Annotated in this window: 10 protein-coding genes; 1 reads left to right on the forward strand and 9 read right to left on the reverse strand. The window is 49.6% G+C overall.

Features of this window, described 5'->3' with window-relative positions; all coding sequences use genetic code 11:
* Nucleotides 1-2 precede the first annotated feature (2 nt).
* Nucleotides 3-956: a ring-cleaving dioxygenase gene (locus M1D90_RS14635; protein WP_026579835.1), complete on the reverse strand. Its 954-nt coding sequence runs from the start codon at nt 954-956 to the stop codon at nt 3-5.
* Nucleotides 957-1275: 319 nt separating this feature from the next.
* Here M1D90_RS14635 and M1D90_RS14640 point away from each other — a divergent pair, with 319 nt between their 5' ends.
* Complete coding sequence (locus M1D90_RS14640; RefSeq protein ID WP_429716592.1) at nt 1276-2604, forward strand: APC family permease; 1329 nt, start codon at nt 1276-1278, stop codon at nt 2602-2604.
* Between the two features lie 36 nt (nt 2605-2640).
* Here M1D90_RS14640 and M1D90_RS14645 read toward each other — a convergent pair whose 3' ends face one another.
* From M1D90_RS14645 to M1D90_RS14680, 8 genes are all read right to left on the reverse strand, one after another.
* The gene (locus M1D90_RS14645) at nt 2641-3525 is read right to left on the reverse strand and encodes a carbohydrate ABC transporter permease (protein WP_456282845.1); all 885 of its coding nucleotides are present in this window, start codon (nt 3523-3525) and stop codon (nt 2641-2643) included.
* Nucleotides 3526-3543: 18 nt separating this feature from the next.
* Complete coding sequence (locus M1D90_RS14650) at nt 3544-4497, reverse strand: ABC transporter permease (protein ID WP_020451071.1); 954 nt, start codon at nt 4495-4497, stop codon at nt 3544-3546.
* Nucleotides 4498-4538: 41 nt separating this feature from the next.
* Nucleotides 4539-6062, reverse strand: a complete 1524-nt coding sequence (locus tag M1D90_RS14655; protein WP_020451070.1) for an extracellular solute-binding protein — start codon at nt 6060-6062, stop codon at nt 4539-4541.
* A gap of 86 nt (nt 6063-6148) precedes the next feature.
* Nucleotides 6149-8740 (reverse strand): exo-rhamnogalacturonan lyase family protein, encoded by a 2592-nt coding sequence (locus tag M1D90_RS14660; RefSeq protein ID WP_456282846.1) that lies wholly within the window; start codon nt 8738-8740, stop codon nt 6149-6151.
* A gap of 176 nt (nt 8741-8916) precedes the next feature.
* Nucleotides 8917-10914 (reverse strand): beta-galactosidase, encoded by a 1998-nt coding sequence (locus M1D90_RS14665; RefSeq protein WP_456282847.1) that lies wholly within the window; start codon nt 10912-10914, stop codon nt 8917-8919.
* Nucleotides 10911-11555, reverse strand: coding sequence for a rhamnogalacturonan acetylesterase (locus M1D90_RS14670; protein ID WP_023856752.1), 645 nt, complete (start codon nt 11553-11555; stop codon nt 10911-10913). The genes M1D90_RS14665 and M1D90_RS14670 overlap by 4 nt, the downstream gene beginning before the upstream one ends.
* Nucleotides 11506-12564, reverse strand: a complete 1059-nt coding sequence (gene mgrA, locus M1D90_RS14675; protein ID WP_216920395.1) for an L-glyceraldehyde 3-phosphate reductase — start codon at nt 12562-12564, stop codon at nt 11506-11508. The genes M1D90_RS14670 and mgrA overlap by 50 nt, the downstream gene beginning before the upstream one ends.
* A gap of 122 nt (nt 12565-12686) precedes the next feature.
* Nucleotides 12687-14573, reverse strand: a complete 1887-nt coding sequence (locus M1D90_RS14680; RefSeq protein WP_456282848.1) for a rhamnogalacturonan lyase — start codon at nt 14571-14573, stop codon at nt 12687-12689.
* Nucleotides 14574-14590: the final 17 nt, after the last annotated feature.

Genomic DNA, 14590 nt, shown 5'->3' on the forward strand with positions numbered 1-14590 from the left:
TTCTATTGAATCGGTTTCAGCCGCGCTTCAATCTCTTTCCGCCGATGTTCCAGGTACGGCGGCAGCGCAAGGCTTCGGCCGAGCTCATCGATCGATTCATCAACGGCAAAGCCCGGCCCGTCAGTCGACAGCTCAAAAAGTATGCCGTTCGGTTCTCTGAAATACAGCGCCTTAAAATAATAGCGCTCCACAATCCCTGAATTCGTAAAGCCGTTCTCGTTGATTTTCTCATGCCACTGTTTAAGTTCTTCTTCATCTTTGACACGGAATGCGACATGATGGACGCTTCCTCTCCCGGGACGCTCTCTTCTGCCGTCATCTGACTCTTTCACATGCACCTCCGCGCCTGCTCCTCCTTCACCCGATTCAAAAATGTGAAGCGTACGGCCGGTTTCATCAGCCTGTTCCTCACCGATTTTATGAAAGCCGAGAATATCGGTCAGCACCGCAGCTGTCGGACCGGCGTCCTTGACAGTCAATTCGACCGGGCCGAGCCCCCTGATCGCGACCTCCTCAGGAATGACGCCGTTTTTCACAGGCACTCCATGATCTTTTCCCTTTTCATCAGCCACAAGCATCATGTTCTGTCCTTCATGGTCTAAAAAGCGGAGAACGCTCCGCCCCGCACGCGTCTCGATGTCGTAAGTCTCTGCGCCGAGCTCATGAAGCCGCTTCTTCCAAAATTCGAGTGCTTGTTCGCCGGGAACCCGAAGTGATACGGACGAAATGCAGTTCGTCCCTTCCCGTCTCCTGGCAAGCATCGGAATTTCGAAAAATGTCAAATCTGAACCCGGAGACGCGACTTCATCACCGTAAAACAAATGATACATCGTCGGCTCATCCTGATTGACCGATTTTTTTATCAGTTTCATGCCAAGCCCTTTGACATAGAAATCCAGATTATGTTGAGCGTTGGCAGTTAAAGCGGATACGTGGTGGATGCCATTTACGTTCATTCTATCATCTCCTCATTAAATATCTCGAATTCGAGATTTCTTCTTTCTCAAAAATAGGCGATTTGATTTGAAAAGTCAACCAAACCGTCTTACAGGACCTTCTTTCCTGTCTGTCCCTAAAAAACTAACAATAACTCCGAAATGACTTAAAAAGGTTCGGTTATTCCTGTCCCCTTCGGGTTTTACGACCTTAAAATGTTTAACATACACAAAAAATGCGAAAATCTGAAAATTTATTTAATTTTTCTTTTTTAAAAAAGGTATTACAATATAAAAATAGTTTTCTATAAAAGAGATTACATCAATGGGAGGCATCGCAATGAATGCAGAAGCAAACGGACTAAAAAAAGAGATAGGCTTGTTATTTGCGCTATCTCTTGTGATTGGAACGATCATCGGTTCCGGCGTGTTTATGAAGCCCGGCAGCGTGCTTTCCTATTCCGGAAACGCACAAATTGCTCTTTTCGCCTGGCTCCTTGGCGGAATCTTGACGCTAGCTGGCGGGCTGACAATCGCCGAACTGGGCGCTCAAATTCCGAAAACGGGCGGGCTTTACACATATCTTGAAGAAATTTACGGCGAGTTCTGGGGGTTCTTATGCGGCTGGGTGCAGATTATCATCTACGGACCGGCCATCATCGGCGCACTCGGATTATATTTCGGCTCGCTAGTGGCCAACTTGTTTTCCTGGGATAAATCATGGACTGCACTCATCGGCATTATCACCGTCGCCTTTTTATGCATCGTCAACATCGTCGGAACAAAATACGGCGGAGCGGTACAGACGGTCACAACGATCGGAAAGCTGATTCCCATTGTATGTATCATTGTGTTCGGTCTATGGCATGGCGATGAACATATTTTCAGTACAGTTACGGAGAGCATCGCCAGCCAAAACTTCGGAGCGGCGGTATTGGCGACGCTCTTCGCGTATGACGGCTGGATCCTTCTTGCGGCACTCGGCGGAGAAATGAAGAACCCGGAAAAAGTGCTCCCGAAAGCGATGACAGGCGGGATACTGATCGTCACAGCCTGCTACCTGTTCATTAACTTGGCGCTGCTTCACATTCTTCCTGCCGATCAGATTGTCAAGCTTGGCGAAAATGCGACAAGCACAGCCGCGACAATGCTGTTCGGGCCGATCGGCGGCAAGCTGATCTCCATCGGAATTATCGTCAGCATCTTCGGCTGCTTAAACGGAAAAGTTCTGTCTTTTCCGCGCGTGATCTTTGCGATGGCTGAGAAAAAACAGCTTCCGTTCTCCCGCTGGATCTCGCATGTTCATCCGGCATTCCATACGCCTTGGATCGCGGTCATCGTCCAGATGATGTTCGCTGTCATCTTAATGATCATCAGCAATCCGGAAAAGCTGTCAGAGGTTTCGATTTTTATGATTTACATCTTCTATGTCATGGCGTTTTTCGCGGTGTTTATTTTGCGGAGACGGAAGAACGGCCAAGGGAGAGCTTACAGCGTGCCGCTCTACCCTTACCTGCCTGTTGCGGCTATTCTCGGGTCATTGTTTGTTCTTGTCAGCACGCTTATCACTGACTTTTACAGCTGCCTGTGGTCGATTTTGATCGGCCTCGTCGGTCTCCCGGTTTATTTTTGGATGAAAAAAAGAAATAAAAACGGCTCAGCCGCCTGAGCCGTAAGCCGCCGGCTCATGAGCCAGGCGGTTTTTTTATCCCTTCACAGACCCGATCAGAATGCCTTTGGCAAAATGCTTCTGCAAAAACGGGTACACGGCTAAAATCGGCAGCGTCGCAATGACGATAACGGCCAGTTTAATCGATTGTTCAGGCGGCACCGCTTCCATCATATCATTCGTCGTCCCTGTCAGATCCGAAAGAATCGTCACTTGGCGCAGCACCATTTGCAGCGGCCATTTCGCGCTGTCATTGATGTACAGCAAAGCATGGAAAAAGTCGTTCCAAATCCCGACCGCATAAAACAGCGCAAAAGTTGCAATAATCGGCTTTGACAGCGGCAGCGCGATCCTTAAGAACACGCCGATTTCTGAACAGCCGTCAATCTTTGCCGACTCCTCAAGTTCTTTCGGAAGCTGCTGAAAAAAGTTTTTAATAATAATAAGATTGAACGGATTAATCGCCATCGGCAATATTAGCGCCCAGTACGAATCGAGCAGTCCCAGTGATTTGACGACAATATACGTCGGAATCATTCCTCCGCTGAAAAGCATCGCAAAAATAACGAGATTCAAAAGCAGGTTTCTTCCCTTAATGTGCCGTTTCGCAAGAGGATAGGCCATCGTAAATGTAAAAAAGAGCTGGACGATCGTTCCCACAACCGTAATGAACACAGACACCCCCATGCTCCTGATAAATGTCGGCGTTGAAAAAATATAGCGGTACGCGTCAAGCGAGAATGTCTCAGGAAAGATAAAGAAGCTCTTTTCCGCCAGCTCGGCCTCCGTTGCAAAAGATCCCGCGATAATATACAGAAAAGGCAAGACGGTTATCAGCCCGCAGCAGCCGAGAAAGAGCACATTAAACCAATCGAATACCCGCCCCGCTTTTGTGTTATGGATCGTTTCCGAACCGGACATCCTTTTCACCTCCATTCATTAAAACAGACCGTCCTGGTCAAACTTTTTCGCGATATAATTGGCGCCGAATATCAGAATGATTCCGACAACCGATTTAAAAAGCCCGACTGCCGTACTATAGCTGTATGCGCCTTGCGTAATTCCGACAACATAGACATACGTGTCAAAAATTTCAGCCACGCTCCGGTTTAAAGAGTTGGTCATTAAAAAAATCTGTTCAAAGCCGATGTTTAAAAAACTGCCGATTCTTAAGATGAGAAGCACGACGATCGTGCTTCTGATGGCCGGAAGGGTAATGTGCCACATTCTCCTTAATCTGCCTGCCCCGTCCATCACTGCCGCTTCATACTGCTCCTGGTCAACCGAAGCGAGCGCTGCCAGAAACAGGATCGTTCCCCAGCCCGTCTCCTTCCATATGCTTTGCAGCACAATCATCGGCCTGAACCATTCGGGATCCGAGAGAAAAGCAATCTCTTTTCCCGTTATGCTTTGCAGCATTTTATTCATCACGCCCGTATCAACTGTAAAAAAGACAAATGTCATGCTGACGACGATCGTCCATGAGACGAAATGCGGAACATATATAAACGTCTGAATGCACCGTTTATAGATGGCATGCCGCAGTTCATTCAGCATGAGTGCGACAATCAGCGGAGCCGGAAATGCAAAAATCAAATCGAGAGCGGCGAGCATGAGCGTGTTGCGGAGCAGGCGGAAAAAGTCAGGGTTCATAAAGAAATCTTTAAAATACTCGAACCCGACCCATTCGCTCTGCCAAAATCCGAGATAAGGCGAATAATCTTTAAAAGCAATGAACACGCCCCACATCGGCCAATATTTAAATATGAGAAAATATAAAACACCGGGAACAAGCAGAAGATAAAGCCATTTATCCCGTTTTACAGCTTGCAGCCCAGTCGGTTTCTTTTCTGTCTCAACAGCGGTTTTCCCTGTTTTAGCGGTGATTTCCACGTGCTGCATCCCCCCTTTCGGTATACTGGTGAAGATCTGAGCTATTTCGTCTCCTTGTAGCGTTTGTTCAGTTCTTTCATCAAATCTTCACCACCGCTTTTATACCAAAGCTGCACGGCATCTTGAAAGCCTTTTTCATCGATGTCGCCGATGATAAACTGTGTTTTGGCATCGAGAATGATATTGTCAAGCTGTGCCCCTTTTTGGGTGTAAACATCTGAAACGAGCGATTCAGCCGGATTGAATACGGCGATTTTTTCCCCTTCTTTGAGAATCTGTTCACGGTGTTTGAACAGCTTTGATTCTTGTTTTTCCACATGGTATCTTTGTTCGGGAATGCCCATGCTGAACTGCGCAAGACCTTCGTGCTCATAAAGCAGTTTTTTATTATTTTTTTCAAGGGACGTGTACGTTCCGTTCTCAAGCTTATAGTTGCGCCCTTTTATACCGTTGTTGGCAATAATTTGTGCCTCTTCATCGTTCATTTTATCCAGGAAGCTGAGCACTTCTTTCAATTCTTTTTCCGTTTTGACGCTCGCTTTCGGAATGGCAATCATTCCGGCGTATCCCGATGTCGGGAATGTATACGTTCCTTTCGGGCCTTTAACCGTTCCGGTGACGTCGATCACATCCTTGTTAGCGGGATCTGCTTCTTCCATTGCGCTTTGAATTTGTGAGGCCCGCGAACCGGTATCGACGATGACACCCGCTTTTCCTTTGACGATTGGATCGTTCCACTTCGCTGAATCCATGACGGCGAAGTCTTTATTGATCAGTCCCTCATCATACAGCTTTTTGAAAAACCGCAGCGCTTCCATATACTCTTCTGTCGTGAAGTCCGGAATGAGTTCACCTTTTTCGTCTATTCCGTAGCGGTTTGGTGCGCCGAACCACGTCTGCATAATATCCCACGGGCTCCCGTTGCCAAGCCCCATCCATTTCGGCACCACCATGCCGTACGTATCGTCTTTCCCGTTTCCATCGGGGTCTTTTTCTTTAAACGCTTTCAGCACGTCGTAAAATTCGTCGATTGTTTTCGGCATCTCCAGACCGACATTTTCGAGCCAGTCCGTTCTGATGATGATCGAAGCGCGGATCAGGTCCCTCGCCCTGTAAATACCGTAAATCTCGCCGTTGATGGAACTGTTCTTCATCACTTTTTTATCGGCCTTTCCGAGGTTCGGGTAGTCTTTTAAATAAGGTGAAAGCTCCCAAAACGCACCTGATTTGACAGACTTGATAAACCCCGGGGACTTGTCCGTGACGACGATGGCTTGCGGCAAATCTCCCGAGGCCATGACGATGTTGAATTTATCATTATAGGAAGAGTTCGGAACCCATGTCACTTTGATTTGTTTTTTCGTGTATGTTTCGAGCGCTTTTAAAGACGGGCTGTTTTCTCCCGGACTTTCCGGCGACAGGAGCGGAGCCATAATATGAATGGCATCCTTTTCTTTTCCTTTCCCGTCTTGATTGGCCGTCTCATTTGCGCTGCACCCCATCAAGAGCAAAAAAACAGCGGGTGCAGCGAGCCATTTGTTTCCCTTCAGCTTCAGTCTTGCCATTGTACAATTCCCCCTTTTGATCGTCTCAATTGTTCCACTTAAATTTAAAGCGCTTACATTTTTCCGGCAACCTTCATTTTTTGCCTTCATGTGCGAGCGGGATGTTCTTTCATTGCCTTGATGATCTTTTCTTGCATGTCCAGATCGGGCGGCATATCTTTAAGCAGCTCGAGCACGGCTATCAAGTTTAGGCACCATTGTGAGACGCAGTTTGTTGTAACCCAGGGAATTTCCGTGATCGTTTTCCAGGCATGGATTTGTTTTGGAGTGATCGGCAACGGTGTATGGCTTTGTTTTTCATCGAGCAACAGGCGCCACACTTGTTCGGCGAGCTTCCGGTCTTGGTGGAGCCAGGCAGCGTAAGCGGCCATGGCAGCGGAGAACATCGGCCAGTGAAATAAATCATCGTGAAGCTTCCCGCCGCTCCTTTTGCGCTTTTCTTCATCAGTCAGCAAATAAAATGCGCCGAATTCCCCTAGCATCTCCTTCCATTCAACATCCTCAAGCAGTTCTGCAAGCTCCATCCATGTTTGCGGGGCACCGAAGGCGATGACCATATGATAGCCGCCATGATTCCCGTCCCCCATATGAAGCAGATCTGAAGCTTCAGGATCGTATCCGAAAGTCGGTCCGGACAACAGACGAAGCGGCAGCGCTTTAAGCCGGCCGATCCCCCGTTTGATTTTATCAAGGTACGCTTCATCGCCTGTCCGCTCCCATTCCGTCAGCCAGTTGGAACAGAACGCCGCCCAGTCGGGGCCTACTCTTGCGTGGGCGGGAAACTCTTTTTCCGGATAATAAGCTCTCATCGGATCAAGCGTCTCAAGCGCTCGATCGGCATCTTTTACTTCAGATAACACGTCTCCCGTTCTCTCGTCCGCCGTCAAAAAGTAATAAGGCTTATGAAGGCCGGCCATGCTGATTCTCGCTTCCTTGCACCCGCAGCCCCAATGGAGGACATTGTGCCTTGAACCGAGGCCTTTATACTCCCCGAAATGATAGCAGTCGACTTCGCTAGTGTGACGGGTCATCGCTTCCGCCATTCTGAAGATGTCTTCCGTACCGGATCTGAAAAAAGACTGCCAAAGCCAGAGGTTCGGAACGAGTTCCGTATTTTGCCATGCATAGCCGCCAAGGTCGTACCGCCATACATGCCGGACGGCATCGTACGTATGCATCACATCACCGTAATGCCAATAGCCGTACCAGCTCCGCTGATCGACTTCGTTCATGTAAAACTTGAGAGCCTCGTCAAGCTGATCTTCAAGCACAGCCGAGAGCGGGTGCCGTTTATCTTTCAGGCTCCAAACGCCCAGCGCGCGGGTGTGATAATAATAGTCAGGCTCACAAATAAGCAGCGGGGGATTTTGCCATTCGTCCGCCGCTCTATTCAGCTCTTCATCGCTCGGCGGATTTGCAAAACAGGCGAGGCTGACTTCGTTCGTATTGGCAATGCCGACGGCCGTTGACCTCATTTCGGCAAACCCTTCATATGCGCTTTCAACATGAGTGTCTTTTGAATAATGACGGAAATCCATCGCTTCAGCTTCAGGAGGCCAAAACCATACCGCCAATTTCGTTTTCCCGCCGGCAAGACCTTTCGCTTCAAGCGATGACGGATATTTTTCAAAGAAGTTCCTGAGCCCGAGTGCGATGCCGCCGTTTTCCCCGCCTGCATACATCAGCCCTTTCGCTCTCTCCCCATGAATCGCGTCCACCCAGGCGCAGCCTTTGCCGGTTCGCTTTTTTAAGCGCCAGTGAACAGGGGAATCCTGGATGAGCTTGAAATCGTTCCAGACGGCGTTTCTCTCGGCATCGCGCACGACTGCCGACTTTTCCGGTACAGGCTGTCCCGCAATCTGTCGTTCATAGAATCCGTTTGTTTCATTGAATCTTCTCGTCACAAGCAGCTGAGAAGCCTCTCCGTAAATCCCTCCGTCGGCCGCATAGCGGATATGCCTGTTTCTCGGCGCTCCGCTCAAAACCGCGCTCATCTCGAAACCGAGTCCTTTGATCCATTCTGTTTCTGCTTCACAGTCGATGAAGATCGTGTGCACGATCCGGATGGACGGATCACCGGCATAGAAAGACAGCCTGACGGTAAAAGGGAGCCAAACATCGATGCCTCCGCCGCGGTGGACGCCTTCAATCTTGACGACTGTCTTAACCGGACCGTTTTGTTCGATTGCCGTACGTTTGATCATGCTCTCAAACCGTTCAATATGATACATGCATTGTGAATCTGAGCCGGTTCTTTTTTCTTTTAAAGCGATGAGCCGCCCTTCTTTCGCCATCATTTCCCCGGAAATGGAAATCGAACGGATGAGTTCCGTCCCCGATTTTCCAAGCCTGCAGACTATCGCGCCCGTATTCACCGTGATTTCATCTTTCTGCTCACTGACATTCATGACGGTTTTAGGGACGCATGCCCCCCCTTTTTTCAATGTAAATCGGCTGCCGCTTTCTTTAGGGAAGACTGCGGCATGCCCCGTCCATTTAAGCGAGCCGTCAGGCCAATACGCGAGCGGCCATGTTTGCAAACACGGGGCGTTTTTCGAAGCAATGGCGACCGTTTCTCCTTTTTGCAGCACTCCTTTTGCCCAAGGAACTCCCCAGGTCACCCCGCCGAACGCGGCAGGCGCCCTATTCAGCCATTTTAGTTCAGTCTGTGCTTTCATAAGTGTTCCTCCTTTCTGTTTAACCGATTGGTCAGTGAATATTTTCCTGTTTAGCCTTTTGACCGTCAATATTCCTTTTTTGCTTATATTGGAGAGGTGTCTGCTCCTTTTTTGCAGGAATCATCCCTTTTTTAGCAAAACGAAACAAAAAGCCGCGGGCAAGCGCCTGCGGCGATTCATTTATTCTCTGAAAACAAAACCACGCGGTATTCGTGCGGGCCGAGTGTCACGCGTCCGGATAAGGACCTGTCGGACAATAAATCGGTTCCGTTTCCGTCAAGTGTCACTGCGCCTCCTTTGCCGTCCATATTGATCACGACCCAGACAAGACCGTCTGCTCCTTTCCGGGGCGCGACGACTGTTCCGGGAGTGGCATCGGTTTTCTGTGTAACACCCGCTTCTTCTGCGTAATGACTGATCAGCTTTTTCATCATGATGTCACCCGCTTCGCCTGCCGGCATCGACCCGAGCATGACGATTTTTCCTTTTCCGCATTTATGCTCTGTGATGAACGCTTTTCCTGACGCCGGGCCTTTTTCAATTATCCCGACAGCCTCGGTGCCGCCGGCTTCAAAAACAGCGCTCCACAGACTCAGCGGCGCCTTTACGCCAAACGCCGTTCCACTCGATTTCCGCTCATCCATCGGAAATGTATAAAGCGTTTTGACTCCGGAACTTTTTTCCAACTCCCCTAATCCGCAATCAGTGTGAACCGTATGATTTTCTGTTCTTCCGCCCGTCAGCGGACCCGCAATCCAAATGCCGCCATTTTGTGCAAAGGCTTCGGCTTTTTTGATAAACGCAGGCGGAAGATAGTGAATAAACGGCGTAAACAGCAGTTTATAGCCGTCAAGCGAGCTCCCTTCAAGAATGACATCTCTGTGAATGCCCATCTTTAACAATCGGTTATAAAACTCGGTGATCAGTGTTCTGTAGTGAAGACCCCGATGTGGCTCCGTTTTCAAAAACACCTTTGCACGATCCGAATAGACGACGGCTGTTTCAGCCTGCAAAGGGTCCGTCGCCAGCATGATGTGCTCAACCTCCCGTCTCGCCTGCTCGACTTCGAGCACATGATCATATCCCACATCAGGCTCCCCCCATGCGCTGATCACTGATCCATGCGGCTGTTCAGATCCGGCTCTCTGCTGACGCCACAGCCAATAGCAGAACGCGGCTCCGCCAAGAGCATAAGAAGAGACCGCTTCAGCCTTCAAATAGCCGTTTTGATGAGGCACGGCATAGCTTTCAAGCGAAGCGCTGTAGGAAGGGCTCGTTTCCATTATCCAAAACGGCCGTCCTTTTTTAATGTTTCTCCATAAATCACAATTAAACAAAAAGGCGGCACTGTTTTCCTGGCTGGCGTACGTATCAAACGAGGCGAAATCAAGGCTCTTGAAAAGATCTTCATGATCAACGCCGAACATGACGCTGCTGTTATGGGTGATCGGGGCGTTGGAATATGTTCTGATCACCTCAGCCTGCTCACGCGCAAATTCAGAAATCTTGTCCATCGAAAACAGCTGATACATCGTCCTTAAAGAAGAATTGTGCAAAAACGGGGTCGGTCCAGGCTGCGGAACTTGCTCGAAGCGCTGATACGTTTCGCTCCATACGCCTGTACCCCAAGCCTCATTCAGACGGTCAATCGTCTGATAGCGGTCTTCCAGCCATTTGTGCCATAATGTGTTGCACGTTTCACACATGCATTCTGCGACATGGCATTTGAATTCATTGTCAAGCTGCCACCCGATCAATCCCGGCAGTTCTCCGAGCTCTTTGGCGATATGTTTGATGATCAGGCGGGCCCGCTCTCTAAAATACGGATGGTTTGTGCAGGCATGCTGCCTCGAACCGTGTCCCATCGTCTCTCCTTTTTCATTCACATGCATTCTTTCCGGATGCCCGTGGGTCAGCCAGATCGGCGGTGTCGCAGTCGGTGTGCACATGACCGTTTCAATTTTGTTGTCGTGGAGCTTTCGGATGACGCCGGCAAAAAATCCGACATCGATCCTTCCTTCTTCCGGCTCCATCCTTGACCAGGCAAACTCCCCGATTCTGACGACATTAATCCCGGCTCGCTTCATCATCCAGATATCTTCATCCAGCACGTCCTCATCCCATAATTCGGGATAAAAGCAAGCGCCGTGGTACAGTTTTCCGTTCATCTTCATACCGTCTCTTTAACAAACGGCAGACCGAGCTCTCGAATGCCGATAGAGACAAGCTTCGCCATTTCCCGGGCCCCTTTTTTCGTAAAATGTGTGTAGTCGTTGACATTTTCCGAGATCATAAAATATTTAAATACTTCGCTGTACCCTTTTTCCGCAAAATGCTGCAGGCTTTTGTCCATTAAATCGATCAAGCGGACGTTTTCTTCACTTGCCACCTGCTTCATCGCGATGCAGTAGTCCGGGAAATCGTTCAAAAAGACGCCGTCCTTGTAATGGAGCCTTGCGACAGGCGTGATGAGAAGCGGCGAAGCTCCTTTTTGACGCGCGCCGTCGACGTACATTTTCAAGTATTGTTTATACGTTGTATACGGCTCAGTATAGCGTTCTGGTTTGTCTTTCGACGCGTCATTGTGCCCCATCTGAACGAACAGCCAATCGTTCTGTTTGATTACATCTAAAATCGATGCAAGCCTTCCTTCTTCAACGAACGTTTTTGAACTTCGCCCCCCGATGGCCCGGTTGATCACCTGTACATTTCCGGATACATAAGACTGGAGAAATTCGCCCCAGCCTCCTTGAGGCGAATCCGCCTTATAATTTTGGACGGTCGAATCGCCGGCCAGATAGATGCTGATTGTCATCACGACCACTCCTTTTATATGAAAGAATTTTATCAATTGTGTCGAGCTCTTCAGCTGAGAATCGAGCGGACTTAAGAGCAGCGGCATTTTCTTCGATCTGTTCGGTTTTGCTTGCACCGATCAGCACCGAGGTGACGCGCGGATTTTTTAAAAGCCAGGCTATCGCCATTTGCGGCAGGGATTGGCCGCGTTCGACTGCCACTTGATTCAGCTTGCGGACTTTGCCGAGCACGTCTTCTGTGATGCTCTCGGCCTGCAAAAACGGACTGTTCACATCTGCGGCTCTTGACCCGGCGGGAATCCCATTCAAATATTTCGTTGATAAAAGCCCTTGAGCAAGAGGTGTAAACGCGATCGCCCCGGCTCCTTTTTTCTGCAGCACTTGCAGCAGGCCGTTTTCCGGTTCTCTGTGGAACATTGAATATTTGGGCTGATGGATGAGGAGCGGAACCCCGTATTCTTGCAAAATATCGGCCGCTTTTTCGGTCTGTTCGGCGCTGTAGTTCGACAGACCGACATATAAAGCTTTTCCTTGCCTGATGATATGGGCGAGCGCTCCCATCGTCTCTTCCAGCGGTGTATGGGGATCAGGGCGGTGCGAATAAAATATATCGACATAATCTATGCCCATTCGTATTAAACTTTGATCAAGGCTTGCGACGAGGTACTTTTTTGACCCCCAATCGCCGTATGGTCCGGGCCACATCGTATAGCCGGCTTTCGTGCTGATGACCATTTCATCACGGTAGCGGGCAAAATCGGTTTTCAGCGCTTTTCCGAATGTTTCTTCGGCAGAACCGGGGGGCGGACCGTAATTATTCGCCAAGTCAAAGTGGGTGATTCCCAGATCGAATGCTTTTCTTAACAGTGCTTTGGCATTTTGAAACGAATTGGCTTCTCCGAAATGATGCCAAAGCCCTAAAGACAAAGCAGGCAGTTTTAAACCTGAATGCCCGCAGCGGTTGTATTTCATATTTTCATAGCGTGTATCACTCGCCTGATACTCCATATGAATCCCTCTTTTCATTTTGAAATGAAATCGCTTACCATTCATTTTATGGGAACAGGCTGTGAGATTACAATCATACTTTTTTGTATATTGAATAAACCTGAATGAACCGGCGATCTCTGTCACTCTTCATGTTTCTTACAGGGAGCGGTATAAATATTCGGCCGGGGCGGCTTGTCCATTCCGGTTCCCAAATAAAATCCGGGGTGAGGCGGCTGATTGTAAGCGACATTTTGCCAGGCTACCCCCAAGCGGTAGACGGGATCGTGCATGAACGTATAGAAACGATGTTCAGTCAGCTCGGTCGTTGTGTATATTCGCAGAGCATCGCTTCGCGCGGTGCGGAATACGACATCTTCGCGCCAATCGCCGAATAGATTGGCCTGAAGCACGGGCGTCCCTTTCGTCCAATTGTTAGACAGCGTTCCGTCAGCAGTGAGCAGATTGACCAGCCTGCCGCTGTGATAGTCCCATTTATCAATTTTCGGGATGCCGGCGGGTTCTTTCCAATCGTGGTCAAGCAGCTCGCGGAGAAGATCGCCGTCCCACCAAATCCCAAAATTGGCCGAAGCCGGAGCGGCGTCGCTGAGCTTTTCTCCCTTACTCGTATAGAGGCCGTATGATTTCCCTTCATTACCCGGGGGATCGATCGCCCAGACAAGCGAGCCTTTATAGCGGGGATCGATATGCGCGGCCATTCCCCGTCCAACATCTGTATCGGCCGGCACTCCCCAGAGGATCTCCCCTGTACCCGCATCGCGAAATGAGAGACCGTACGGAAGGCGCGGGTCTTCATGCACTTGAAAGACTTCCAGCCCGGGTCGATCCGGGTCAAGATCGCTCACATGCATGGCGTCACCGTGCCCAAGCCCTGTCGTATAAAGCCCTGTTCCATCATGATCCACGGCCATCGCACCGTAGACGATCTCATCTTTCCCGTCATCGTCGACATCCGCGACGCTCAGACTATGGTTTCCCTGCCCTGCATAGCCTTCGTTTCCGGGCTTGTCGCTGTCAAATGTCCATAGCTTGGTCAGCTTGCCGTCCCGGAAGTTGTAAGCGGCAAGCACCGTTCTTGTGTAATAGCCGCGCGCCATAACAAGACTCGGCCTTTCACCGTCCAAATAGGCGATGCCTGCCAAAAATCGATCCATGCGGTTGCCGTATCCGTCTCCCCAATCCTCAAGCCTGCCCCGCGGCGGATCGTAATCCATGGTTGCCAATTCCCTTCCCGTTTCCCCGTGAAAAATCGACAAATATTCAGGCCCGTCCAAAATTCGTCCATTTTCATTTCTGTAATCGGCAGCAGGATCGCCAATCACCCGACCAGTTCCGTCAACCGTTCCGTCAGCTGTCTTCATGGCGATTTCCGCTTTCCCGTCGCCGTCAAGATCATAGACCATCAATTGCGTATAATGGGCGCCCGCGCGGATGTTTTTCCCGAGATGAATCCTCCACATGAATGTCCCATCAAGCTTATATGCATCGATGATGACTTCTCCGGTATAGCCGTTGTGTGCATTATCTTTCGAATTGGACGGGTCCCATTTGAGCACAATTTCGTATTCTCCGTCGCCGTCGAGATCTCCGATGCTCGCGTCATTGGCGCTGTACGTATACTGTACGCCGTCAGGAGTTGTCCCGCCGTCAGGCTTGTTTAACGGAACATCCAAGTACGGCTTCTGCCAGACAGCTGTTTTGTGCGACTGCTCGACTTCCTGATCTCCGAGAACCTTTGTCACATAATAAACAGATTCTCCGTTTCCGTGTTTATCAAGAAAGTTGGTCGATGATGAAACGGGTGTTGAGTTGATTCTGTGACCGTTGCGATATAGGTTGAAAGCCGTTTCTTCCGGATCTGTTCCTAAGAGCCGCCAGCTGAGAAAAACCCCTTTTTTTGTTTTTACGGCCACAAGTCCGCGGTTCAAGCGTTCCATTTGCCTCGGTTTTGCCGTCGATTTCACCGGCCGAACGCGTTCAGCTGCTGCATGTACGTCTTTTTCTCCCATCGTCCTCTCTCCCCTTT

This window comes from Bacillus sp. JZ34 (genome assembly GCF_053903205.1).